This is a genomic window from Bacteroides sp. An19, assembly GCF_002160215.1.
GTDB classification, from domain to species: Bacteria; Bacteroidota; Bacteroidia; order Bacteroidales; family Bacteroidaceae; genus Phocaeicola; species Phocaeicola intestinalis.
Genome location: NZ_NFKD01000029.1, coordinates 24,919 through 51,813, shown reverse-complemented (window position 1 = coordinate 51,813; position 26,895 = coordinate 24,919). Strand labels below are relative to the sequence as shown.

Annotated in this window: 18 protein-coding genes; 5 read left to right on the top strand and 13 right to left on the bottom strand. The window is 44.3% G+C overall.

The window, feature by feature from the left end; all coding sequences use genetic code 11:
* Window positions 1-615 precede the first annotated feature (615 nt).
* The 3 genes from B5F25_RS11765 to B5F25_RS11755 all read left to right on the top strand — a co-directional run bounded on the left by B5F25_RS11765 (window position 616) and on the right by B5F25_RS11755 (window position 4,798).
* Complete coding sequence (locus B5F25_RS11765) at window positions 616-2,343, top strand: fimbrillin family protein (RefSeq protein WP_087249737.1); 1,728 nt, start codon at window positions 616-618, stop codon at window positions 2,341-2,343.
* A 218-nt stretch (window positions 2,344-2,561) separates the two neighbouring features.
* Complete coding sequence (locus B5F25_RS11760) at window positions 2,562-3,431, top strand: hypothetical protein (RefSeq protein WP_087212703.1); 870 nt, start codon at window positions 2,562-2,564, stop codon at window positions 3,429-3,431.
* Between the two features lie 11 nt (window positions 3,432-3,442).
* Entirely contained in the window at window positions 3,443-4,798 is a 1,356-nt protein-coding gene (locus B5F25_RS11755) for a S41 family peptidase (RefSeq protein ID WP_087212701.1), read from the top strand.
* Between the two features lie 178 nt (window positions 4,799-4,976).
* Here B5F25_RS11755 and B5F25_RS11750 read toward each other — a convergent pair whose 3' ends face one another.
* Window positions 4,977-5,441: an ATP-binding protein gene (locus B5F25_RS11750; protein ID WP_087249735.1), complete on the bottom strand. Its 465-nt coding sequence runs from the start codon at window positions 5,439-5,441 to the stop codon at window positions 4,977-4,979.
* Window positions 5,442-5,759: 318 nt separating this feature from the next.
* Here B5F25_RS11750 and B5F25_RS11740 point away from each other — a divergent pair, with 318 nt between their 5' ends.
* Window positions 5,760-6,476 (top strand): DUF169 domain-containing protein, encoded by a 717-nt coding sequence (locus tag B5F25_RS11740; RefSeq protein WP_087249733.1) that lies wholly within the window; start codon window positions 5,760-5,762, stop codon window positions 6,474-6,476.
* A gap of 7 nt (window positions 6,477-6,483) precedes the next feature.
* Here B5F25_RS11740 and B5F25_RS11735 read toward each other — a convergent pair whose 3' ends face one another.
* The 4 genes from B5F25_RS11735 to B5F25_RS11720 form a co-directional block, all read right to left on the bottom strand.
* Window positions 6,484-6,900, bottom strand: coding sequence for an EamA family transporter (locus B5F25_RS11735; RefSeq protein ID WP_087249731.1), 417 nt, complete (start codon window positions 6,898-6,900; stop codon window positions 6,484-6,486).
* A 154-nt stretch (window positions 6,901-7,054) separates the two neighbouring features.
* Window positions 7,055-7,561 (bottom strand): aminoglycoside nucleotidyltransferase, encoded by a 507-nt coding sequence (locus B5F25_RS11730; RefSeq protein ID WP_087212693.1) that lies wholly within the window; start codon window positions 7,559-7,561, stop codon window positions 7,055-7,057.
* A 106-nt stretch (window positions 7,562-7,667) separates the two neighbouring features.
* Window positions 7,668-8,222, bottom strand: a complete 555-nt coding sequence (locus tag B5F25_RS11725) for a GrpB family protein (RefSeq protein ID WP_022039532.1) — start codon at window positions 8,220-8,222, stop codon at window positions 7,668-7,670.
* Window positions 8,223-8,383: 161 nt separating this feature from the next.
* A complete protein-coding gene (locus B5F25_RS11720) occupies window positions 8,384-9,361 on the bottom strand; it encodes a TolC family protein (protein WP_087249743.1) in 978 nt (325 codons plus the stop codon).
* 253 nt (window positions 9,362-9,614) lie between these two features.
* On the opposite strand from B5F25_RS11720, the gene B5F25_RS11715 reads away from it, so the two are divergent.
* Window positions 9,615-10,166, top strand: a complete 552-nt coding sequence (locus B5F25_RS11715) for a 30S ribosomal protein S16 (RefSeq protein WP_022039535.1) — start codon at window positions 9,615-9,617, stop codon at window positions 10,164-10,166.
* A 258-nt stretch (window positions 10,167-10,424) separates the two neighbouring features.
* On the opposite strand, the gene B5F25_RS21790 is transcribed toward B5F25_RS11715, so the two are convergent.
* From B5F25_RS21790 to B5F25_RS11680, 8 genes are all read right to left on the bottom strand, one after another.
* The gene (locus tag B5F25_RS21790; RefSeq protein ID WP_162614409.1) at window positions 10,425-10,667 is read right to left on the bottom strand and encodes a hypothetical protein; all 243 of its coding nucleotides are present in this window, start codon (window positions 10,665-10,667) and stop codon (window positions 10,425-10,427) included.
* A gap of 32 nt (window positions 10,668-10,699) precedes the next feature.
* On the bottom strand, window positions 10,700-11,719 hold the full coding sequence (locus B5F25_RS11710) for an endonuclease/exonuclease/phosphatase family protein (RefSeq protein ID WP_087249729.1): 1,020 nt from the start codon (window positions 11,717-11,719) through the stop codon (window positions 10,700-10,702).
* Window positions 11,720-11,734: 15 nt separating this feature from the next.
* The gene (locus tag B5F25_RS11705; protein ID WP_087249728.1) at window positions 11,735-13,000 is read right to left on the bottom strand and encodes a DNA/RNA non-specific endonuclease; all 1,266 of its coding nucleotides are present in this window, start codon (window positions 12,998-13,000) and stop codon (window positions 11,735-11,737) included.
* Between the two features lie 122 nt (window positions 13,001-13,122).
* Window positions 13,123-15,561, bottom strand: a complete 2,439-nt coding sequence (locus tag B5F25_RS11700; RefSeq protein WP_087249741.1) for a choice-of-anchor J domain-containing protein — start codon at window positions 15,559-15,561, stop codon at window positions 13,123-13,125.
* 24 nt (window positions 15,562-15,585) lie between these two features.
* Complete coding sequence (locus B5F25_RS11695) at window positions 15,586-18,303, bottom strand: TonB-dependent receptor (RefSeq protein ID WP_087249726.1); 2,718 nt, start codon at window positions 18,301-18,303, stop codon at window positions 15,586-15,588.
* 763 nt (window positions 18,304-19,066) lie between these two features.
* A complete protein-coding gene (locus B5F25_RS11690; RefSeq protein WP_022039543.1) occupies window positions 19,067-19,471 on the bottom strand; it encodes a VOC family protein in 405 nt (134 codons plus the stop codon).
* 8 nt (window positions 19,472-19,479) lie between these two features.
* Window positions 19,480-20,025 (bottom strand): nitroreductase family protein, encoded by a 546-nt coding sequence (locus tag B5F25_RS11685; RefSeq protein WP_206423547.1) that lies wholly within the window; start codon window positions 20,023-20,025, stop codon window positions 19,480-19,482.
* Window positions 20,026-20,038: 13 nt separating this feature from the next.
* Window positions 20,039-26,881: a non-ribosomal peptide synthetase gene (locus tag B5F25_RS11680; RefSeq protein ID WP_162614408.1), complete on the bottom strand. Its 6,843-nt coding sequence runs from the start codon at window positions 26,879-26,881 to the stop codon at window positions 20,039-20,041.
* Window positions 26,882-26,895: the final 14 nt, after the last annotated feature.

Here is a 26,895-nt window from a genome sequence, read left to right as displayed (position 1 = left end):
CAGCTTCTTTCAGATTCCAACTCGCGATGGACACCCTTGCTTTGGGCTGTATGATTCCCGCTATTAGGGCTCATTAGGGACTTGCACCCGTTAGCTAATACTCATGCCGAGCATACATCTAAGGAACCGGTTCGCAGGGATGCGCGCCGGTTTTTGATTTATGCGAATCAGGTGTTAAACGTCGTTATGTTTCACAGAAGTTATCACTTCGTTTAGGAGTCATACTTCACGCGGTATTTATTTGTGCATTTTAATGGAACACAGACAACACGGAAAGACACAGATTTTATTTTAATGTGCCAATGAATAATAAGGCGTAAGCATTCTAAGAAATACACATTGCATGCCCTATGGTTTGATTGTAATTTTGCCCCTGCATAACAATCAAACCGAATGCTTACAATAAGGCAATGTGCTAATTTATTTTCACATCAGCATATTGATTATTGACCTGTTCTTCTGTGTATTCTTGTGTAGTCTGTGTTCTATGATAGCATCACAAGAATCCGTTGTCAACTCCCGATTCGCATAATCAGCTGGTAAAAAACAGGGAACGGGGGTAAACAAAATAATGCTCTTGCGTTATATTTTAAAAACAACAATATACCGAATGCCATGAAACAGCTATATATCATCCTCCTTGCTTGCCTGCTTGTCGGATGCCAGGAAGAACAACTTATGGACAACTCACTTATAACAGTCTCCATCCAAGGAAACCAATTGGAAGGGATGACCCGGAACAATGAAGGAAAAAATATCTTCACCGCAGGCGACAATGCCTCCCTTTTCAGTCAAGGAGGAATAAACGCCAACAATATCGCCCTGACTTATCAAGATGGGGAATGGCATCCTGAGACTCCATTGTACTGGGATAAAAGTGGAAATGAAGCATCGGTTGTCGTCTACTATCCGGCATTCGCATCAACCCAACAAGAACTTTACGATACGGAAGGAAATCTGAAAGACATCTTATATGCAGCTCAAGAAACGCCCTACGGCAAACCAGTCGAACTGCAATTCGAACATCTCTTTGCCAAAATCACTTTTGAGACAGATGAATCAATCCATACACAGATGCAAAACATCCGTTTTACTCCATCCGTCCGACTGGCAAGCATAGAGCCTCACACCCGAACATTCACATTTGCAGAAACTCCGGCACCTACCGTTTCTTTCGAAAAACGAACCGACCGTATGTATACACTTTTCATACCTCCTGCCGACAATGTTTCTGTCGACATCAGGCTTGTCACCCCCGAAGGTGAACTACAACTCACCACTCCGACACAATCTTTCATTTCGGGACACCAATATACCTACCGGCTTATTTCCAAAGAAAAAGAAACCGGCATCTACACCGCAGAAGAATTTATCGCATTCTCCCATCTGATAAACGGGATGGAATACGAAGGCTACACGCTGGACGATTTCGGACATGAAGTAGATGGCGTCATGACCTATTTCCTTTGTGCAGACATTGCGTTTACAGAAGAGCAAAGTGAGCTAGTGCAGCCGATAGGGTGTAAGTCGACAGCATTGGGTAAAAGCAAATCTTTTAATAAATGTTTTGACGGTCAAGGGCATTCGCTTTCCAATCTACGTTTGATTACTCCGGAAGACACTAAACATCAGGGACTATTCGGATATATAGGCGAGCGAGGAATGGTAAAAGACTTGACTTTAGAAAACTGTTCGTATGTCAATCTTGATTTTCTTAATGAAACTCATTATGATGGAATGATTGTCGGTTTTAATGAAGGGAATGTGATTGGTTGCCATGTTCTATCGTGTAGTATCGAAGATAAAGCATTTGGTTATGCAGGAGGCTTAGTTGGTGAAAATAAAGGTACTATTGCCAATAGTTCAGTATGTAATGTTAGTTTTGAAGGAAGGCTTGATGGTATAGGAGGATTATGTGGACATAATTATTTGTATGTTATCAATAGTTATGCAAGTTCTTGTCAGTTTACGAAAAACGCCAATGCAGGAGGTCTATGTTATAATATGGCTTCCGGTGCTGTGCTGACGAATTGCTATGTACATGCCCCATTTTTCAATGGGAACTCACAATCCGCTCTCTTTTCTTATCAACTTTCAGCCGGTATATCTAATAATTGTTATTATCCGAAAGATAGTGGTCTAAAAGAATTTTATAAGGGCACGAAAAATGAAGGGAAAAATTATGCATACGATACTGATTTCACCGTTACTGATACGGGCGAAAACCTTTTGGATGCCTTGAATGCCTGGGTAGACAAGCAGCAAGGCGAGTATAACGGACTTCCCCTTTTGCATTGGGAAGCAGGAGATGAAGGTGTTCCAGCCAAGTTGGCAGGCCTTTAAAAGTCTGTTTTGAGTTTTGTGTGATGATGTAGGATGAGTTTTTAAGAGCTATTCCCAATAACCAGTAAGGCAGAATCAGCAAACAACCCCCAAAACCCAAAAACTTAAAAACTCAAAAACTTAAAACGCATGAACTCATCCCCATTATAGTTTTTTATCAGCCCAAAAGACTACATCTGTACAAAATGTTGTAATTTTGCGCCCAAACTCAAGAGTCTATGGAAAAAAATAAAAAATTAGTTGGAGCGATTATTCTATTGATTGTCATTGTTGCAGGCGTTTCTTTCCTTGCCGTGAACGAATACCGGAAAAATAAGGAAATGGCCGAAGTGTTTGCCGTAGAAAAACAAGAAATGGAAAATGAATATAGCGCGTTTGCTACACAATACGATGAACTTCAGGTGCAGATCAACAACGATTCGCTTCGTGAAAAACTGGAAAGTGAAAAGTTGAAGACCCAACGGTTATTGGAAGAACTGCGGCAGGTGAAGACAACCAATGCTGCCGAAATATTGCGGTTGAAGAAAGAATTGAAAACCGTACGTGCCGTGCTGCGTACCTATGTTATCCAAATTGACTCGCTCAACCGGCTCAACGCTGCACTGATGGAAGAAAATCAGGAAGTGAAAAGCAAATACTCAGCTGCCACAGCGCAAATCAATACCCTCTCGCAAGAAAAGAAAAACCTGAACGAAAAGGTATCGCTAGCAGCCCAACTGGATGCCACCAACATCTCTGCACTACCGATGAATAAACGTGGCAAGAAAGCACGAAAGGTGAAAGACGTGAAAAAAATTGCTATCTCATTCACCATCGTAAAGAACATCACTGCCGAAACGGGCAACAAAACAATCTACGTCCGCATTGCCAAGCCCGACAATGACATCCTCTCGAAAGGCAATACCACCTTTGCCTACGAAGACCGTGAAATTACTTACTCCATTAAAAAGTATATTGAATATACCGGAGAAGAACAAAGCGTTACCGTCTATTGGGACGTGGAAGAATACCTTCCTGCAGGTACCTATACGGTCTATATCTTTGCCGACGGCAATATGATCGGACAAAACTCGTTTACCATGAAATAAAAGCCTGCATCATGAAAAGAAGCCTATTCCACATCCATGCGCTATGCATGCTTGCATCTGCCTTATTCCTTGCATCGTGCGGGCAAGACCGCTCGGGGGAATATTATGCCCTCATCGGGCCAAAAACGTGGATGTACGAAACCATGCAACAACATTACCTGTTTTACGAAGACCTTCCCACCGAAGAAGGACTGAACTTCTTCGATAAGCCCGAAACATTTCTCCAGTCGGTTGTTTCTTCACAGGACCAGAAAAATGGAAGCGTGTTTTCCCACATTGATTCGGTAAATGTTTCACGTGTACAAAGTGCTTACCCCACTTTCGGATTGGAAGGCTCATTGATACGCAATACCAACGGTGACTATGTAGTACATATATTATATGTGTATCCTGATTCTCCAGCTTCTGAAGTGGGACTGAAACGCAACGACTGGGTGGTAAGCGTGAACGACCGGGCTTTGAATACAAGTAACTTCGAATCTTTCTTCCAGCGTCCCAGCAGCTCCTGCCGCTACCGGGTAGCTACAGAAGTAGATGGACAGCCGGATACATCCTACGTTGACATGCCTGCTCCCCGAATCATCGAACAACCCAGCGTATTTACCTATAAGACCATAACCGCCGGAAGCAAAAAAGCTTTTTATATCCTCTACAATGGATTTGAAACGGACGACGAAGAATCACTGAAAGCAGCCTTCAACGAAGCTGCCGCCCAGTCACCATCCGACATCATCCTCGACCTTCGCTACAATCCGGGTGGCTATGTATCCACCGCCCAATTGCTTAGTACCATCCTTGCCCCACAAGGTGCAATGGGACAACCGTGGCTTACAATGGTATTTAATGACAAGACTGATCCTCAGACACAGACCTATACTTTTGATGCCAGTCTGCTGCAAGGGGTAACCAATCTGAATTATGACCACCTGTACGTCATCACCACCTCTAATACAGCCTCGGCATCCGAAATTGTTATCAATACCTTGCGCCCATATTTAGGTGATAAGCTATTACAAGTAGGTGCTGCCACCTTTGGAAAAAATGTGGCACAGAGCTTGTTTACCAATGAAGCTTACCCACAACTGGAATTCTGGTTAACCACCTCATATACAGCTAACTCGGAAAACTTTTACGATTATTATACTGATGGGCTGCAACCTGATTATGTTTCATCTGAAGACTTAACTGCCAATTTAGGAGAGTTCGGCACACCAGCCGACAGTATTTTGGCTCCGGTATTTTATCATTTGGAACACGGCACGTTTCCCTCGACTGGAACAGAAGAAAGTACCCGTTCAACAGGAAGCAAAATTATTTATAACCCTATAGACCACAAGCCAAAGCGAAGCCAAATGTCAATAAAATGAATGTTGACATTTATCAGCATGTTCTCATGAAAACGCAATAGGACAGGCTTTGCCAAATAAATCGCCCAAAGCACACACGAAACGAACACATCAAGACAAGAAAAACTTTTTGGAGAAATTCAAAACAGTTTCTCTTGGCTTTATGCTATTTTGCTAGCACATTTTACAAACATAGGAACTAAAAATTCACCGCAAAACAATGCCTGTTATTTTCATACCAGTAGTTCACTTTCCATCCATGGTATTCGCAAACCGCTTTCACTATCGCCAGTCCTAATCCATTACCTTTTGTTTTTTCTGACGGGCGGTAGAAGCGATTGAATACCTGCCGGGCGTCCAATTCCGGCTCATCGGAAGTGTTCGATACGATAAGCTGCCTGCCGGTCAGAACAAGAGTGATGTCCCCATTCGGACGGTTATGGTGGACAGCATTCACCACAAGATTATTCACGAGACTTTCCAGAAGGGTGCGGTTGGCACGTATCATCAGCGAAGTCTGGAAATCTTTGCGGAGAACGATGTTTCCCATAAGGCATTCCAATGAAGGCAGCAGTCTGTCGAGAAAATCGCCCAAACTGATGGTTTCCATCTGTTCGTACTGGCGGTTGTCTATCTTGGCAAGCAGCAACACCGCGATACACATTCTTGACGCAATCCCTCACACCCACCTCCGCCAGCTTCGCCTTCAAGTTCTTGATGTGCGTGTAGACGAAGTCGTGATTGTCCAGCATATCCGCCATGTCGCCGCTGGGATACTCTGCCATCCCCGCCTTCGACACCGCCTTGCCCACGTTACCGATGAAGGGCAAACAGCTCCCTTTCGTCTTCGATTATCAGCAGTTTCATTGCGTTTGATGAATAAACATGGAAGCAAAGGTAATAGGGAAATTTGAAGATATATTGAAGAAGAATCGAATTTTTCACTATATTTACCCACAAAACTACTTATACTGAAAAAGATATGGATACTCAGACATTCATCAGCAAATACCGCCAGGCTTTTGGTGAAACGGCGGAACTTCCGCTTCTGTTCTATTATGATAACGAACCGGTGGCAGATACAGATAAGATAAACGGTTGTCTCTTTAAGGGAATGAATGCCGCGAGAAAAGGGAAAGGGCTTAGCCTGAATGCCGAGACCATCGGTTGTGGCGGAGGCAAGCTCTATACCGCCTTTGCGCCGATGCCTGAGCATGTGCCCGGCTTTGTGTCACATAAAGAACGCTACAAGGCTTCTCCAGAAGATGTGATAACGTGCATTGAACGGCTTGATATACGGCCGGCTGCTAAAAAGTATCTTAATTTCATACGGATTGACCGCGTAGAGAGTTTTGAACCCATGGAAGGGATTTTGTTTTTTGCTACTCCCGACATGCTGTCAGGACTGGCAACTTGGGCATTCTTCGACAATAACGCCGATGATGCTGTCTCCTGCATTTTCGGCTCAGGCTGTTCATCAGTTGTAGCCCAAGCCGTAAAAGAAAACAGAACAGGCGGCCGTCGTACGTTTATAGGCCTGCTCGACCCTTCCGTGCGCCCTTATGTAGAAAGCAATGTGCTGAGTTTTGTGATTCCGGCAAGCCGTTTTAAAGAGATGTATCAGACAATGGACCGTTGTTGCCTCTTCAATACAAATGCATGGAGTAAGGTAAAAGAACGGATAACCAACAGCATCTGACCTGCGCTTACTTGATTAACATGATGATGCTTCCGCCCGTAATCAGCAGCGCGCCCGCCACCACCCGCAGGCTGACCGGTTCCTTCAGAAACAAGAACGACAGGCAGATGGTGATGACGACGCTCAGCTTGTCTATCGGCGCCACGCGCGACACGTCGCCCGTCTGCAACGCCTTGAAGTAGAAGAGCCACGACAGTCCCGTCGCCACGCCGCTCAGCACGAGGAAGAGCCAGGCATGACGCGGTATCTCCCTTATCTCGCCCACGTGCTGCCCGAAGAGCACGATGCCCCACGTCAGTAGCAGGATGACGGTGGTGCGGATAGCCGTAGCCAAGTCCGAATTGATGTCCTTCACGCCCACCTTGGCGAAGATGGCGGTCAGCGCGGCAAAGAGGGCGGACAGCAGTGCATAGTATTTCCACATAATCGCTTTCCTGTTTTTAAGTCGGTTGCAAAGTTATTGTATCTGCGCAAAGGTAGGAGCGGATTTTGTAGGAATTTTGAAGAAAGAAGGAAAGCCTCTGCCGGGAATAGTACTTTTTCCTGTAAGATTTGTCGGAGCTTCGGATGGGGGCGGATTACTTAGCATAAGGCTTGTATTCTTCAGGGATAGGAATATGGAAATGGTAGCACAAGGCAAGCACATCTTTAATATCGTTTTCATCAAAAACATATCCTGTGTGGAAAGCGACCTGTGCCTGGGGAGGAATACACGACACTTTCTTTCTGCCGATACAGCCTTCTCCATTGAACGTGTCCGCCGGATAAATTGCTCCTTCAAAAACAATCTTCCGTTCCGAAGTATATGTAAACAAATGCAAGTCCACCGTCCGCCCATCCGCATCTGCGAAAACGATGTGCTGCGGAGTGGAATATGTTTCTGTCCGTTCCTTGAATCCCTGTTGATGTAAAGCATGAATGAAACGCACAGCCTGCCTTTCTTCCACAAACAAGTCAATGTCTTGATGTTCTCTCGTTTGTTCGCCTAACAATGCATCTACACCCCAGCCGCCGTCAATGAAAACATTTATCTCCAATTCTTCGGCAAGCATGATTAAATCAATAGCATCTTTTTCGGTAATCATATCTAAATTTTGGAAGTTTGCATGCGAATATAGAAAAAATCAGCAAGCGGAGCAAACACTAAGCCTCATCAAAAACAGATTTACACCGTCGGCTCCCCGAAGGACTCTACCGGGCAAAAATATGCCGGAATATTTCTTTCACTACTTCTGACTTCGCATCGGCATACTCTTGTACATATTTCCAATCTTTGGTGGCCAAGTGCTTTTTCGTGTTTGCATACAGACGGCGGTCATCTTCATGCGCTATCAGCCAATCACGGAAGTCTATCATTCTGTCTGCTTCCTTGCATCCGATTGAAAAGACATGCAAATTCACTTCCGGCGATTTGCCTTTGAACATCCGATGTTCAAACCATTCTGGTTCACGGATTCTAAGAACATATCCTGCGTCTTGCAATAACCTCACGTAATAGGTTTCATCTGCCGAATCTGGTACCAAAAGAAGAATGTCGATAATCGGTTTCGCGCATAATCCAGGAACTGAGGTGGAGCCGACATGTTCGACAATAATCTCTTTTCCGCACAAGGCTTTTTCTATCCGACTCTTTTCACGTTGAAACATAAGTTTCCAATGAGGGTTATATTCATCCAAAATGATTTTCTCCGACAATTCGGCAAGATTCCCGATAGTTACCTTTTCAAGATAGTCTTTTGATGTCATAGTTTTTTCTTGCGAAGATATAAAAATTCAGCAAGCGGAGCAAACACCAAGCACCACCAGCTGCAGGGGCAGACCTGCCACGAAGAGGATGGGCTTGGCGTAGAGTTGATCCCGCGTAGAGTTGATGAATCGAAAGAGTTGCTTTCATATCCAAGTTGTGTTTAGTGGTTCCAGTAATTGTAAGCGGCGATGACAAGCTGCCGGTTCGTACGCATCAGCAGGGCATCCCGTTCCGTCTGTATCTTGTTGCGGAGCACGGTCAGATAATCCAGCACGGACACCTGCCCGGCCTCCACCTCCCGCGCATAATCGGACAGGACACGCTCGTATCCGGCGAGTAGCTCCGTCAGAGCCTTTTCCCTCCGGTCATATTTCTCCAACTCCGACAGGCATTGGCAGAGCCTCATGCTGCGTTGGTATTCGGCATGGTCCCGGTAGATGCGTATGCTTTGCTGCTGCAGTTCCGCCTGACGCTCCTTCCAACGCTTTTGCCTGCCGTCGAAGAGCGTCCACGTAAATGTCAGTCCTGCGCTCCAGCCGAAATGCCTGTACCATTGCGAGAAGCTGCCCGTCTGCATGCCTCCGTCCACAAACAGGTCCAGCCGCGGCTTGTACTGCAAGTTGAAAGAGCGCAGCGATGCCGCCGTGTTCAGGCTGTCCAACCGGTACTGTTCCGTCACCGCGCGTTCCAGTTGGTTCTCTTCCAGGCGGATGTGGTTGCGAGCCATATCCATATTGATGCGGGATTGCTCCTGTGCCACTTTGTAAGACGAATGTCCCAAGAGCGGCTGTGTCCACGTGGCTCCGGCATGCAGGTGCCCGCTACTCTCGCCCAAGTCGTAGCCGTAATAATCCGTGGCATCCTGTGCGTTCCATCGGAAAGAGGTTTGTCCCCCGTCTTTGGTCAGGACGGGTACGAACAGGTAATCCCCGTTCAGCTCCAGCCGTGAACGGGTGTACAGCGCCTTCAGCCGCCGGAGTTCCGCCTGCTCTATTTGCAGTTGGTTGCGGTAATCGTGGAGCAAGGGGCTGTAATTCCGTGCAGCTTCTGCATAATAAGACAAATCATGAGACATTTGCTGCCCTCCTGCCGTAAGGATACAAAAGGAAAAGACTAAAATAAAACATATCCGAATCATATTGATACCGTTTATTCCGGCAAAAATAGATACGGATGTTGTAGGAATCTTGAAGACATCCGGCAAATCCCCAAGAATAGTGAAGACAAATGCATCAAGGCGTGAAAACTTTTTGAAGAAATTCACAACAGTTTTTTAAAATCTGAACCAATGCTTTGCCAATCAAATAAAAAGCATTACCTTTGCAGCCGCTAATACGAGTTATTAGTATAATTCAAATCATTTTATTATTTACTAAACTTTATATTTAAAGATGGCAACAAAAATCAGATTGCAAAGAAACGGACGCAAAGGATATGCGTTTTATTCAATTGTTATTGCAGACTCAAGAGCACCACGTGATGGTAGATTTATTGAAAAAGTTGGTACATACAACCCCAATACCAATCCTGCCACAGTAGATTTGAATTTCGACCGTGCATTGTATTGGGTAAAAGTAGGTGCACAACCTACAGATACTGTACGTAACATCTTGTCTCGCGAAGGTGTTTATATGATGAAACACTTGCAGGGTGGTGTTGCAAAAGGCGCATTCGATGAAGCTACAGCACAGGCTCGCTTCAGCGCTTGGAAAGAAAACAAACAAGCTAATTTGGCCGCAATAAAGGCTAAAGCAGAAGAAACCAAACAAGCAGCCGTTAAAGAACGTCTGGAAGCAGAAAAGAAAATCAATGAAGAAATTGCTAAGAAAGTAGCTGAAAAGAAAGCTGCTGAAGCTGCCGCTAAGGCAGAAGCTGAAGCTGCTACCGCAGAAGAAACTCCGGCTGAAGAAGCACCTGCTACCGAAGCTCCGGCTGAAGCATAAATTCGCTTTTTGACGTAATAAAAGCGAGGCTGTCGCAAAATAAAGAATGGCAATACTTCTTGCCATTCTTTATTTTTTTAATGGATGTCCGCAAACAGCCAATGTAGGGGCGTATCGCATACGCCCGGATGCACCAACTTATCCACGCCGAAAGAGTTATTATGTTTCAGTTGAACCACGGATATAGGTGCAACGGTAAACGCAGATAGGCTCATCCGCTGTAAGATTAATAATCTTCAGGCTGCAAGATTATTAATCTTACCAAACGAAGCTATCTGCGTTGAAGCAAGAAGATAATAACAGTTTCGCTAACCAATTTTGTTTACTACACTTAGAAGCTGTTTTGAATTTCTCCAAAAAGTTTTTCTTGGCTTGATGTATCCGTTTTCGTGTGTGCTTTGGGCGATTTTTTGGTTCTTTTCGCTCCTGTTCTTCGTCAGATAGCCCGCTATCTTCCTCATCACAGAAGCGAAAATGCCTCAAAAACTCATCCCAAATCATCGCACGATAAATTCAAAACAGCTTCTTACTTATTACCGCTTGATGAAATAAACCACGGTGGGCAAATGGTCGCTATAGCCGTTCAGCCAACGCCCGCCCGCTTGCGTACGGTTGGGATAACCGGCATATTTTCCTTCGGTCTGGAACAGATAGTCGCGTTTGAATATCTGATGGCTCTCGTACGTCAGCTTCCGGTGCCGGCGGTTCAGGAAATTGCCGGTAAAGACTATCTGGTCGAAAAGGTTCCATTTCCCCCGGTACTTCAATGTCCCGTCACCCCCTTCCAGCGTATTCCACCACGGATTATACAGTTCTTTCTTTTTCACATCCTTGGCATTACGTTTGGCTCCGAGCGATTCTGCCATGCTCTTGTCCATCGGGTCGTCGTTCATATCACCCATAATGACAATCTTGATTTTCGAGTCCAGACGTTGCAAAGAGTCTTTCAAGGCACGCACCTGCACACCGGCACGCTCACGAGCCGGAGACTTGGCTCCACGCGAAGGCCAATGATTGACAATAAAAGCTACCCGTTCGCCTGCCAATTCTCCGTCCGCTATCAAGAAGCCACGTGTAGGCCTGTCGGACGGTTCCGCAAGCTGATAAGGCACCAACCTTGTAGATTTCACCTGATAAAGTTCCGGATTATAAAACATGGCACAATCGATGCCCCGTTCGTCCGGACCTTCGTAATGGATAATCTGATATCCCCGCCCTGCCAAAGCCGGTTGCTTCAGCAAGTCTTCCAATACACGGCGGTTTTCCACTTCCGCCATACCGATAACCGCAGCTCCGTCAGACACTTTATCCGTAGCCAACAGGCTCAATACAGTCGACATGTGCTCCAATTTCGACTGATATTTCTTATCATCCCATTTATTCCGTCCGTCCGGCAAATATTCATAATCGTTCTTCCCTTCATCGTGAACGGTATCAAACAGGTTTTCCAAGTTATAAAACGCCACTCCGTAGAGTTTCCCTTTCTTATTCTGTGCATTACCTGCTACGACCAGCAGGAACAGAAAGAGTGTCAATCCGATTCTTTTATACATATTCCTTCAATTTTATCACCAACTCCAGTCACTTATCACCGCTTCTGCTTCTACCTGATTCTCTACCGCATCATCCAGATTGCAGAAGAAATCAATGCCTGTCTTCCGTTCCAGCTCATCCACCGGAATCACATATTTTTGCAAATCTTCCGCTTTAGGATTACGAATCAATCCTTCTTGATGAGGTATCAAAAACGCAATGGCATGAAAATCATTTCCCTTTTCAGTCAATACAGCCATAAAATAGGACGCAGGACATGCCAATCCGTGTATGGTAAAACCATTTTCATCGGTCGTAGGAGTTCCTCCCGAAACGTGTGTACCGTTAAAGTTCACCAATAATTCATTGAGGGTTCCTCCTTTTGCCACATATACTTTATCGTAGGTTCCTGATGCTGTAGAACGTCCCCACGTCTGCACTTGTTCTTCCAATCCACGCCAAAAACCTCCGTTAAAGTCATTCAATTGTGGCGACATGTTGCTATAATAAAAGGTCTGCTCGTTGGCTTCTTTCGTATACACCCGGTCTTCCGAAGCGCATAAATGGCCTTTATCGAAACCGTCACTCTTATGGTCTGCTTCTTCCGTACGCATCTCTTCCGGCAACTCTTCGTCTACCGCCCACGCATCGGTACGTGATACTTCATCAGCCGAAGTCGTTTTATCGAAACTGAAAGCCACCCAATTGGCGTGCCGCTTAGCCGCATTCCACTCCAGTGCATAATTCAATACCCGATTACCGTTTACCTCAATGTCATGTGCCACATACACATTCGAATCGTTCAGGCAAGGCATTTCGTATTCCGTCACGTAATCATTACCGGCATTCGCATTCCAGTTTCCAGCCGGAGCATCTTCTTCCACATATTCAATCGTTACATTGTTTCCTTCGATGTCTATTACCCGGAACTTCAGATAGCGGTAACGGTCGGCACCCATACACCAAGCCCAATAAGCGGCATCTTCCTCGATGTCAACCGATTGTTGCCAACCGGCTTCTTGTACAGGTACTTCCGGCATGGCGTCCAGACGTCCGGCATCGCTTTTTGAAAACCAGTAGACATCCCCATGAAAAGTCTTGCCTTGAATGTAAAACGGATAGGTGAATCCTTCGGGCTGGCATACAGAGAACCCCTCAGAAGCACTTTCGTACCCTTTCAATACCAATGTGACCGCTCCTTCTTGCGTGGTCTCATTCTCAATGGTTATCGTATCATTATCGCTACACCCGACTACTATGAAGCCGAAAAGCAGCATGTATATTCTTAAAACAGATTTCATATATTCAGTAACCGGTTAATAATTAAAACGCAGATATCCGCAGATTCACGCAGATTATAATTCCAGTCTGCACGAATCCGCGAATATCTGCGTTTCTTTATGTAATCATTTCATTTTATAACTTATTCAGCCTCATTCACCACGATATTCTTGAATTCCCACGTAGGAGCAGCCGTAGAATTGCTGATGTAAACAAAGGCAATCCGGATGGTTTGTCCTGTGTATGTACTCAAATCGTACGGACCTACCGGATAGAAATCCCACGTCTGCCCGTCAGACCATTGCGATTCATCGAATATCAAGTCTTCCCATGTGCAAGACTCTACATTGTCTACATAATCGGTAGAAATCTTAATCTTGAAATGGTCGGTCAATGCTTCACCATTCAGATAACGGTGCGCTTCCTCAAATGCCACCTGCGGAGCCATGGCTTCCGACAAATCTATCACCGGAGATACCAGCCAGCTTTCTGCCGGATAATTCGTATTGTTATAGTAAGCAGATGCTTTCCAGCCATATTGTTCCGTGTTCGACCATACATAGTTGACGCCTTGCATCGAAATGTCCTGGATGGTAAAACCACCTTCATCACCCAACAAGCTTTCATTCAGGTAAGTGCCTGCCATAGCCACATATCCTTCGCCGGTTTTTTCGAAAGTAGTGGTACGGGAAGAATAAATCTGCGATGCACTCCAGCCGGCATCGTACGTATATTCCGTTACAGCCATTGTTCCGTCGGCATCTGCACGGTAAACCACGGCAGCCTTATCACCTTTCGCGGCAAACGGGAACTTCTGAACCAGATAGATGGGGAATACATTGGCAGGCCGCGATACATAGTCGGCACCCAATTCGGCATACATAGCCGGGTCGGCAACCACAACATTCGCGTCTTCATTCGTATATTCGCACCATGCACCTTCACGATATACATAGAGGGCAGCGGTATTGGCGTATGCGCCCGATGCACGGCTCATCTTCAACATCTGGGCTGCTACTTCCGATTCGGGCACTTCCTTGAAAAGGCATACATCCCAGTATTGTCCGTTTACAATCGCCAGATTCTTGATTTCGGCGGTAGGCGCACACTGGTCAGTGCTCTTGTAAGCGAATGCCAAGGTAATCTTTTTCCCTGCAAACTGCGCCAGGTCTACGCTTTGAGCGATGAAATCCCAACGGTTAAATCGAGAACCATCATAAGCTAAATCTGTCCACGTAGTTGCCTGTACATCACCGGTATAATCAGTAGAGACTTTCAGTTGCATAAAATCAGCCGCATTGTTCCCATTCAAGAAATTGAAAGCAAAATCAAAGTTCAGTACTGGATTCTGCGCTTCCGACAAGTCGATTTCGGAAGACACAAACCAGCTTTCGGCTGCCAAGTTTTTCTTATTTGCATCATCATATCCTGTCGCTTTATAATAACCGTATGAGGCATCATGAGACCATACAGCAGACAGATCTTCAGGAACAGTAATGTTTTTAACAGCAAACAATTTGCTTTCTTCCTTCATCGCATCCTCCACATACGTGTAGCGCGAAGCTGCATAGCTTCCGTAGCTATACGAATCGTTATAAAGAGTCAGTTTTACGGTCTTGTCCCTTTCGATATTCTTCAGCTTAAACGTGCCGTCTCCGTTCGACTCAAACGACCATTCTCCGCCTTCCGTTGGTAAAGAAGTCGTAAAGTTAAAATTATCGTGTGTCTCGTCCATGTAGATGTACTGCATGTAGCTATTCAACAACGTATAGCCTTCCGAACCTTCTTCGATCGTAACAACCTGCTCTGAACCGTTATCCGAAGAAATAATGCCATCGGTCACGGTAATCGCATCGGGATAGATATATCCATAAGGTTTACTCGGGTCGTCCAGCTTGCCGAACGGATAATAACTGCCATCGTTGGCTTTAGCCGCAATGACGTAATTTCCGGCTTCTCCGTCGAAGGTATTAACCTGCTGATACACTACCGGAATGACACCGCCTCCCGCACCGGGCTCGAACTCCGAGTAAGCATAGTTCACGGCTACCATATCTCCTTCTTGCGGGTCTTCCATTCTGGATTCCAGTACCGAAGGAATCTGTCTCAGTGTAGACGGAGACAAGTAAGTAGCGGTAGAAGTCCCGTTCCATACGCTACGGTAATCGTTATTGGTCAGTGTGTAATCCGAAATCTTCTTGAAATCGGCCAGATAGCCCGACTGCCCTCTGTACATATTATATTGTACCGAGATGCGCGAACCGGTATCGGCATTCGGATATTTATAATCGATAAAAGCAGGCAAATACCATTCGGCTTCCGTGGCATCGGCAAAATACTTGTTCTCGCCGATGGCTTCTAAAGCCGCCACATAGGTCTGCCCTTCCGGGTCTTTCGACAAGGCAAGTTCCTTGTTCGCTTCCATTCCCGCTATGGTTCCGTAATCGGAAGAAGCCAGCTGGATGGTAACGCCCGTCTTCACATCGGTCAGGGAAGAATCAATATTAAACTGGTCGTTATAATCTTCGCATGCCGACAAGCCCGCCAGCAATACGGTCGACATCAATATTATCTTTTTCATATACTGCATTTCTTTTGTTTAGGATTAGAAATTTACTTTCAGTCTCAAGCTATACGTACGGCCGAACGCATAGTAGCAATAAATGTTGTCGGCTGTAGCTTCCTGCAGGGTTGAAGAAGAAAGCGTATTCGGATTGTATGCCTTCGAGATATACTGGTAATCCAACAAGTTGTTCACGTTTCCGGAAAGGATAGCATTCAGCTTGCCGATCTTGAAGCGGTAAGAAGCATTCAGGTCAAACTGGCTGGCTGCCGGAATCTTCCACGGGTCGAGCACAGATACCTCCCTGCCCAACGACAGGTTGCTTCCCGACAATGAATAGTACGCATAGTTGCGTCCGTAATACGTCCAGTCAGCACCTACACGGATGGACTTGCCAATCTTGAAGGTAGCGCCGATAGCCGCCGTGGTCTGTGCCGAACCTCCTACACGCACACCTTTCAGGTTAATCTTGGCATTGGCATGGTCGGCAGCACCTACTGTGGTAACGGTTCCTTCAGCCGTCAATGCCTGACCGTAAGCATCGTAAGCATATCCCGTAGCGTTGCTATCCCATTTCCAGTCACCCAACGAGAACATACCCGTCAGCTCCAGCCAGTTCAACGGAGTGATTTTCACATCCAGCTCGATACCTTTGTGCAAGGCGTTCACACCGGTCATGTTCATGAAATATTCCATCTGGTTATCCATCGTACCGCTCTTGGTCATGGTCTTGTCCAGCCATTTGGTATAATAAGCATTCACGTTCGCGCTCAGCCACTCGTTGCGGAAACCGTATCCCAACTCGAACGACAATACCTTCTCGTTCTTGGCATCCTTGTTGATGGCATGGCTCGTAGTAGCTTGCATGAAAGCACCGTAAGAGAACTTCGGCGCACGGCTGATATATCCTAAGTTAAAGAATACATTGTGATTGTCGGTGATGTTGTAGTTGGCACCACCCTTTGCCGTAAAGCCCAAGAAGCTGATTTTATCGGATTTGGCATGAGCCTCGTCGTAATAGAAACGGTCGTAACGCCAATACGTGGTATTCGATAACGAACCTGCCACGAAAGCCGAGAGCTTATCCTTGTTGAACTCGGTCTGGAAGAAAGCTCCCTCTTGCAATACGTGTCCGTCATAGTCACGGTACACCACATCGCCTACACCCAGTTTCTGGTATCTCCATGCCGGATTGGCTTTATTGATATTGTTTTCCACCTGCACATCGCCACGGGTAGAGTCCATGAAATACTGGCCGCCGAACAAGTCCGAAATCTCGTTCGTATGCGTACCTTTATAATAACGGAAATCAATACCTCCGTAGAAATCAAAGTATTTGCCGAACTTGGTCGTATACGTAGAAAGCAAGCCGTACCAGTTGTGATAGTTCTTCGACTGGCTCATGACCAACATCGAACCATACTCGCTTGCGGCATTGATGTCTTCGATGGCTCCATAATCGAACGTACCGTCAGCTTTCCGGAATTTGGTCTGCAATTCACCGTAATAAGCACCGTTCCAGTCGCGGTACGAATATCCATAGTCTTCATTTCCTTGTCCGGAATTTCCATAACCGCGTCCGATTGATACGTATGCCACCGTACTCAGCGATGATTTCTCATCAATCTGCCACTGGTGGTTCAAGCTGATTTGCGGCTTGTGGTATACGTTGTATTCCGCGCTCTGACGCTCGCCGTTGTTATCGAATCCGTACGTAGAGTTGTATTTGTAATTCTTCACGCCATACACCTTCTCCATACGTTGCCAGCCGGCAATGGTCAGGGCACCGTCACGCTGGTAGTGCTTTTGCGGAGCACCGAAAGCCGTCAACGACAACTGGTGCGCATCATTCAGGCGTTTCGAGATATTCAGGAAATAATTGTATCCTTCGAAGTCAGTGCCTTGCACATAACCGTTACCCCACGTACGGGCACCGAGCAACGTCATTGCCCAGCCGCTTTTCGACACACCGGTAGAAACGCTGAACAAAATCTTGTTCATGCCGTCGTTCCCCATCGAATAAGCAAGGGTTCCGCCTTTTTCGCTATCCAGTCCACGGGTCACAATGTTAATGGTACCACCTACCGAAGGAGCCGATACCTTCGAAGCACCCAAACCGCGCTGGGTCTGCATGGTGCGTGTCACATCGGTCAGTCCTGCCCAGTTCGACCAATAGATGCCTCCCCACTCCATATCGTTCATCGGCACACCGTTCACCATCACGGCGATATTCTCGTTGCCGAACCCACGCATATAGATTTCAGAGTCACCATAACCTCCGCCTTCCTTGTTGGCATGCACACCCGGAGTCGACTTCAGGATTTCGGGAAACTCCTGCGTACCGAGCTTTTCCTCAATAAAGTCCATGCTTACACTGGACACAGCTACCGGCGTCTTGCGGGCGATAGCCACCGACGAAGTAATCACCACGTCCTGGAGCATCTGTGCATCCGATTCCATCAGGATGGTACCCAAGTCTACCTCTCCATCCTTCCCGATTGTTACGGTCTTCTCTTTATAGCCCAAGTATGTAAATACGATGGTAACTCCCTTTTTAGCAAGCTTCAATGTGAAACCTCCGTTCACATCGGTGATAGCCCCCTGCGTAGTCCCCTGCACAGCAACCGTAGCCCCGATAAGAGGCTCGTTTGTACCTGCATCCACCACCATACCTTTCACGGTAGCCTGTGCCACCGCCGTAGCTGTACAACAAATGGTAAGCACAGCAAACAGTAAAAAATGTTTCAACTGATCTTTCATACGTCTCTTTTTAGTTTTGCATTATTAAAAGATTATGAAACAAATATAACAAATATTTCGGTTCCCTAAAGCATTTGAAGCCTTTTTCATCACGACTTTAACCACATTATGTTAAAGGATTTAGCAGTTAACAAAAGGAGGGACTATCAAATTAACACAAAAACATTTCCTCCAGTCCAAGTGGAAAAGCCCCAGAAGGCTCACAACTACATCTGCCACCAAATTTTCAACACCGGACTTTCAATTTAACACATGAAATAAAAATGTAATGCATGCCAATCAGGAATTAAAAGCTGTTATGTTTCACAGGAGTTACCACTTCGTTCAGGAGGTAAAGGTCAATAGTCCTGCTTCTGAAACCGATACCCAAAGCCCAGCGGACAATAACTTCTTCTAACTCCCCTTTAACTCCTGATTGGCATGATTAATTTACGCACATTGATTATCAACTGTCTGCTATCATCTGACGGACTATCAACTATCTGCGTCCGTCACCGCATGTAATTGCGCGCACCGATGCATATAGATGAAAAAGCTTTGCCAAGTACTGTGACATGCCAAAAACTATATTCCCACATAACAGCGTTACTGATTGTCAACACACCCGGCTCAACAACGTAACAAACCGCTTCCTGAGCCTGACGCACAAAACCGTATGAAAATGCAGCGTTAATGTGCTAATGAATAATATGAGAGCACATTAACACATTAGCAAATTAGCAAATTGCCACATTAACAAATTGCCACATTGCCATTATACCGTTCAACGTTTCTCTATCAGTTCTATATAACCAGCATCCGGATGATGAAAATAACAAATCCGAATGCCCTGCAATGCCCCTACCTGTACCGGGGCAAACAACCGTTCATAGCCTTGGGCAAGCAACTCCTCACAAGCTTTATCAAAGCCCAAAGCTTCGTAAGCCAGATGATACGGCATAACACCATTGGCATGAAGCAGACTGGCTTCAAGCGAACCAGACTGCAACTGATGTACAAGCTCAACAAGAGGTGCCCCCTCCTTAGTCAGGTAACAAAGTTCAACCTGCAAGCCTTCATCGTAAAGTATCTCTCCAGCTACATACCCCAATTGGGCAAACTGAGCAGCAGAAAGACGGATATCGGCTACCACATAACCGACATGATGGAATAAGATTTCGTTCAACATACAAGTGTTCAGAATTTATCGTAATGTATTTTTGTTTTGTTCCATTTATTCTTCGGTTGAGGAATGTTGACCGGATGCCCCACCAATATCAAGTTCAAAGGTACAATATGGACAGGCACAGACAGCAAATCACGCAATTTATCCACACGGCTTTCCAGTGGATAAATTCCCGTCCATACAGCTCCCAGCCCGATAGAATGGGCTGCCAGCAACAGATTCTCGGATGCAGCCGAACAATCTTGCACCCAATAAAGTGTGTTGTCTTCCTTATCTATCTTATTGATGGATTCGTAAAGAGACACATCGCCACAAACCACAATCCCCGTACATCCCTTATTTATCATCTTTGCATAAGGCAAACAATCCTTGAGTTTTTGCATGACTGCCTCATCACGCACCACGATGAAATGCCAAGGCTGAAAATTCATCGAACTGGGTGCGGCCATGGCTGCCTGTAGCAAGATGTGCAACGCCTCATCGCTTACCGGCTCGTCTGTAAACCTCCTGACCGTAACTCGTGTCAGGATATTGGTTATTGTTTCGTTCTGTATCATAATATATTATCATTTATATATTCCAATGCTTTCGAATAATTTTACGGAGTGCACTTAGATTCTTTTCTTCAAAGAACGTCCAATGATCGCAATCCAACTCATAATAAGGAGCGTTGGGATAATGCTCTTTCCATGCCTGATGATTCATCCCAAGCATTTGGCGCATCTGCTCCAAAAGACGTTCATCGTTTTCCTCACCTCTTTCCAAGTAAATCATCTTAGAGGCATTCGCCGCCATGACATGCACAATCGGCCCTTTATAATCTAATGCGGGGAAATTTTTGTACAACTCATTCGTTATACGGATCCGCTCTCTCAATATTTCTTCGATTATTTCTTCCGGTATCTCATCCGTTTCAACGCGTTGATATACCGCCTCCATATTCAAGACAGGATACAAAGCTTTCTCCGGATGTTCCCGCTGCATGTAGTCAGCTAAGGCAATAGCTAATTCCGCACCGGTACAATAACCTGTCAGCATGGCTATCGGCTTACCTTCCAATACCTCCAAAAGGATTTTTGCATAAAATTGCAAAAGCACATCCAATGAGACCGATTCTTTGCCAATAAAAAAGTCGTAATAAGAATCGAATACAAAGACTGAAAAATCCTCAGCAAAAAAACGGAGCAAGCCATCATAAAAAGGCGATACTGCCGGGAATCCGGTAATGAACACAAGTACAGGCTTCCGGACATCGTATTCAGCAAACCAGAAATAACCACCGCTTTCCACATCATGCAGCAACCGGCGTATCGTACGGCACTTATACACCGAAGAAACGGTGATACGCAAGCTGGTCCCGGTTATCACCTTGCCCACAAATTCCATTACCTGCATGGAAGTCATTCCCGCTTCGTCCAACAAATCGGTTTCTACCCCAATGCCTTCCGTGCCAATCACTTCTTCAGCTATCGCCAGCAGTGCCTTCTCATCTTCCGTATCCGCCCCGACAACTTCACGCTTCACCACGACATCGGGTTCGGGCAACCGTTTACGGTCTATCTTGCCATTTATCGTAAGTGGGAACTCATCCACCACCGCCCATTTGGAAGGAATCATATAGGCGGGCAACTTGCCACGCAAAGCCGTCTGCAAATCAGAGATATCCAATAAAGATGATGCACAAGGTTGTACAAACGCCACTAATTCTTCCCGATTATCTTTCTTCCAGACTTCCACCAAAGCATTCTGCACATTTCCGCATTGCTGAAGTTGTGTTTCTATATCAGACAATTCAATGCGAAAGCCGCGCAATTTCACTTGATTATCGGCTCGTCCCATAAAAATAAAATGTCCGTCCGAGCGACGCTTCACCAAATCACCGCTTTTATATAAAAATGTATTTATTCCCAAAGCCTTGTCTTCCGGTACGGCATAAGGGTTCTCAATAAACTTTTCCTTATTCAACTCCGAACGGTTCAAGTAGCCAGAAGTCAACTTCATCCCTCCAATATACAATTCTCCAATCACATTGTCTGGCACGATATGATAGTATTCATCCAATACATAACAAGAAACTCCCGGCAACGGAATGCCTATATCGTTCGGTTCAAAATCGTCATCAACCACACACAAGGTCGTATCTACCGTGTTCTCTGTAGGGCCATATGCATTAATCAACCTATAGTCTTTATGCCAATATTCAAGAGCAGACAATGCCGTAGTTTCTCCCCCTACCACAATCGTTTCCAAAGAAGGGAATTTTCTTTTGGGCAACAAGGGCAGCATAGCAGGAGGAATAATGACAAAACTCAAAGCCTGTTCTTCCATCAAGTTTGCCAAAAGTACCGGATCTTTCCGCTGGCCGGCAGAAGCAATAACCAAAGCTGCTCCTGCAAACAGGACAGGAAATATCTCTAAAACCGAAGCATCGAAGCTGATACTGGCAAACAGCAGACCTCGTGATTTTTTTGACAAGCCGTATACCCTTGTTCCAACTTCGCTCAAGATATCCAATGCCTGACAAGAGATAGGAACCCCTTTAGGCATTCCTGTCGTTCCGGATGTATAAATAATATAAGCGACTCCCGGTAAAGCATCTTTTTTGTGTGACACGATATTTTCATCAATCACCTCCCCAAACGGATAATTCGTTCTGTCAAACAACATGACACAACCGGCATCTTGCAAAATAAACTTTCTCCGCTCTTCGGGTAATTCCACATCTAAAGGTACGAAACAACAGCCCGCTTTAAGAATGCCCAGCATCGTCACGATGCATTCATTCGAAGCACTCATAAGCAAGGCTATGGCAGAAGAACCGACACCAGCCTTTCTGATAGAAACAGCAACCGCATCCGACAGTTCATCCATTTCTTTATAAGTCATGCTTCCTTTTTCATCTATCAAGGCTATTTGCTGCGAATAATTTTGAACATTCCAGGCCAATTGTTCCAAAAACGTTTTTGAGTGAGATAACTTCCCTGCAAGTGCATTCTGTTGAATAATTGCTTGGCTATATGCTGGAGAGGCTAACGGATAATCCAATAAAGATTTATCCGGATTCTCAACAACGGCTCTTAAAACAGTCTGATAGATAGCTGCAAAAAGTTCTATCTCTTCTTCCGTGAAATTAGAGTTTCTATAACCGATACGGCAATAAATACGGTCGTCTTTATCAGACAAGATGCTAAACACCATATCAAAAACCGCTTTATCCTGCAGCAAGTAATCATGATACAAGGCTTTTTCTTCGAAAGTAAACATGACTTTGATTAATTCCAGGTTTGGCTCTGCAGCACAAGCACGGGCTATTTCCACAATTTTATCATAAGATATAGCCTGTTCCTCAACCGCTATCAAACTGTTTTTAAGTGCAGTCAAATAGTCAAGAAATGTAGATTGCCCGTATTCTTTTTTATAGCAAAGAAGCAGCACCTGAACAAAATAACCGATAATCCATTTCTCATCATTCTGCTCACGTCCCAAATAGGGAAAACCAACTGCAAAATTAGTCTGCTTATATACACGTGACAATACCATCATATAAACGGCATAATAAAAGATGAATTGTGTATAACCGTTCGTACGACAAAAAGAATAAATCTTTTCAGACAGTTCCTCAGGTATCCCACACGTATAAAGCCTACCTGCCAATCCGCTGCCCTGTTCATGTTGAGGCAATTTCAATTCTGTTATACCAACCATGTATTTTTCCCAAAACCTGACACGGTCTGCGTATTTTCCAGTATGGATAAATTGATTGGCCTTTAAAGAATATTCTACGTAACTGCCTGACATTTTTTCTAACCGCTCTTTCCGGCCAGACACCCAATCCACCAGAACAGACTGAATCAAATGAGCCGACCAACCGTCTGATATCAGATGATGCATGACTAAAGAACAAACATATTTCTTCCCGTCGACCCTATATAATTTGCAATGAAACAAAAAGGGCTGAGTCAAATCGAATGAAATCTTCATATCAGCAGTCAAGCATTCAGAAAGTTCAGCCTCAAGGATATCATAGACTTCTACATGAACGGGAGTATATTGAGCTACTTGAATAAAAGGCTGCCCTTTTTGATCAATAGGGAAATACATTCGGAAACCGTCTTGAGCCTCAATCAAATCATTAAATGCCTGTTCAAAAACTAACGGTTCCAACGTAGAAGGACACTCAAACAAACACGGTAAGTTATAGGCATCTTTCAGCTCATTCGTTTTTGTACATTCCATCCATAGACTGAATTGTGAAGGGGATAAAGCGACCTTTTCCTGTACAGGAATTACATTCGTCTTATTTTTTTCAGAACTTACCTCCAGCCGTTGTTCTATAAAAACAGCCAACTCCTTCAAAAGAATATGCTGATAAATTTCTGATGCGGTTATCCGGCATCCGAATTGCTCCTGTATATGGAAAGATAACTGAATAACGGCCATAGAGTCGCCCCCCAAAGCAATAAAACTATCTTCACGTCCGATAATCTGTTCCGATAACAAACCGCTCCACACTACGGCCAGCCTCTTTTCTGTATCCGTTTCAGGCAACTCAACTTTCCGGTTTTCCTGATGTAAAAAAGGAGCTGGCAATAACTTCCGCTCAACCTTTCCACTTGTATTATAAGGAAAATTCTCCATCGGCACAATCGCAGCAGGTACCATGTAAGCAGGCAAATGCTGCATCAGATATGATTTTAAAGCACCAGTAGAGAACTCCTTGACAGATACCACCAATACATAAGCGACAAGGCTCTTCCTTCCTTCTTGCTCATGCACAAGAACCACCGCATTCTTTATCACGTCCCCGAACTGCATTATTTGGGATTCGATATCCCCTAACTCGATACGGTAGCCATTTAACTTTATCTGATAATCGGAACGTCCAATAAAAATAAGATGCCCGTCTGCACGCCGCATAACCAAGTCGCCACTTTTATACAAACGCAGATTACTGTCATCCTTTTTCTTTTCTTTAGAGGCAAACGGATTAGCCAGAAACTTCCCGACATTTAATTCGGGACGGTTCAAATATCCATCAGTCAACTTCAAGCCGCCTATATAAAGCTCACCCATTGTATAATCGGGCATCAACTGCATATATTCGTCCAATACATAACAAGTGCTTCCCGGAACACTGAGACCTATATCATTAAATTGAGATTCAGGCGTCAGAATCGCATGAGTCGCATCTACACAATTTTCAGTCGGACCATATACATTTACAAAAAGGCGGTTTTCACTCCAGTAATTTATGACTTCCTGACTACAAGAATCTCCTCCTACAAAAATTGTATGAAGCTTAGGTAAGTGACGATGCGGAATTGTAGCCAAAAAAGCAGGTGGTATAAACATGGAAGTTATCTGACATTTTTCCAAAAATTCAACAAATGCAACCGGGTCTTTTCTTTCTTGTTCCGGACTTAATACCAACGTAGCCCCCGCAGCCAGTGCCGGAAATATTTCCATCACGGAAGCATCAAAACAAATATTTGCAAATTGCAATTCACGAGAATGCTCATGCAATTGCAATACATCCATAGCCGTTACCACTGTTTGTGCCAACATAACATGCTTTATCGGAATTCCTTTAGGCTTCCCTGTCGTTCCGGATGTATAAATCACGTACGCAGTGTCTGAAGGAGAGACCTGTGGCAGAACTGTATCATGCTCATCCTCCTGCACTAAATCTTCTACGGACAACAACGGAACTTTATGACTGAATATCGGCGTTTCTTTTGTCACCAATAGAGCCGAAATCTTACAATCATCCAGCATAAAAACAATCCTATCAACAGGATATTCATAATCAACAGGTACATAGACATTGCCAGATTTCAATATTCCCAAAATTCCAACAATCATCAAGGGGTTTTTAGGAATTGATAAACCGATATACTGATTATGCAACCTCATTCTTTGTAAAGCTTTAGCCACAAGGGTACTCTGTTTATCCAGTTCTGCATACGTAAAAGACAAATCCCCATATTCAACAGCTATATGGCCGGGATAGCAAGATACAGATTTTCGGAATTGCCCAATAAAAGTTTGAGGAGCAATTACCTTGTTGTGCAAAGCATTATTTTCCCTTTCCAATAACGCTTGTTCTTTATCTACCGGAAGCAAACGAATGTCTTTTAACTTTATATCCGGATGAGCGAGGACTTGACTCAATATTTCCCGGAAAGTCTCTGCCAATGACTGGACGAAAGTCCGGGGAATGGAAGGTTTAAAACGAATGTTACATTGCAATGCATCACTGGATATAGCCAAAACCAAATCCAAAGGAGGAATAACATTTACATGCCTGTAGTTTTTTGTGATACAATTATTCAAATCTAATTTTAACTCACCAAAATCTAAAGGATAATTAATGCTGGCATTAATCATATCCCTCTTGTCTAAATTTTCTCCACTTCTGAAAGATAATATATCATCGTAAAATGCATACAAATGTTCACGTTCTTTATGGCGATTTTCATTCGCAAAAACTATTTGCTCTATAAATGATGTTTCGCCATTACAAAAATTATATCTTATAGGCAAGTCATTTACAAATACCCCAAATAAATCGTGATATTCCTTACCCCGCAAATTAACTGTGTGATCTATCAATAATTCTTTTTCATGCAAAAGCCGCGACAATGCCAGAGCCCACACAGTAGAATATACCCGGAAAGGACTTGTTTTCTGTTCTACGCAAAATTTATGCAGATTTTCATAGAGAGTACTTCCCAAAGTAAAATCATAACAAAAGTCATTTTCTTTAAGCGTATTTGTTTTAACAGCTTGTCGGGGAACAGGTAATCCCAACGGTATATTCTGAATATAATCTTTCCAATATATACGATCTTGTTCCTTTTGCCGAGACAAAGACTGCCCCAGATCCCAATTAAATTGATTCAACATAGGCAACTGTTCAACAGATGTATATGTTTTATTCAACAAATCATTATAAATCAACGACAAGCGCCTAAAGAATGTCTGAATACTTATGCCATCTATTGCTATATGATGAATCGAATGCAGCAGATAATAACAATTTTGTCCCCGAATGAGATAAAACCTGCAAGGATATTCTTTTTCTAAATCAAAAGGCTGATATACCAATGCTTCCAACAACTCATTTATCCTTTCTTCAGAAATGCCCTCTTTCTCTTCTACCAGCTGAAAGGGTAAATAATCCAAATCATCACTCCATACAAAATAAGGTATGCCATCCATCACTTGTACTGTAGAATGAAAAGGAGGATATTCCAACATTATAAACTTATACGCCTCTTTCAATATTGATATATCCAACTCTCCCTTTACTTGAAAAGTACAATTTGTTCCATTATATTCAATTGTCGGATATTTCAATAGATTATCCATCCAAAATCTTTGTTGAATAGCATTTAGCTGTATTCTATTCATTATGATTCCTTTAT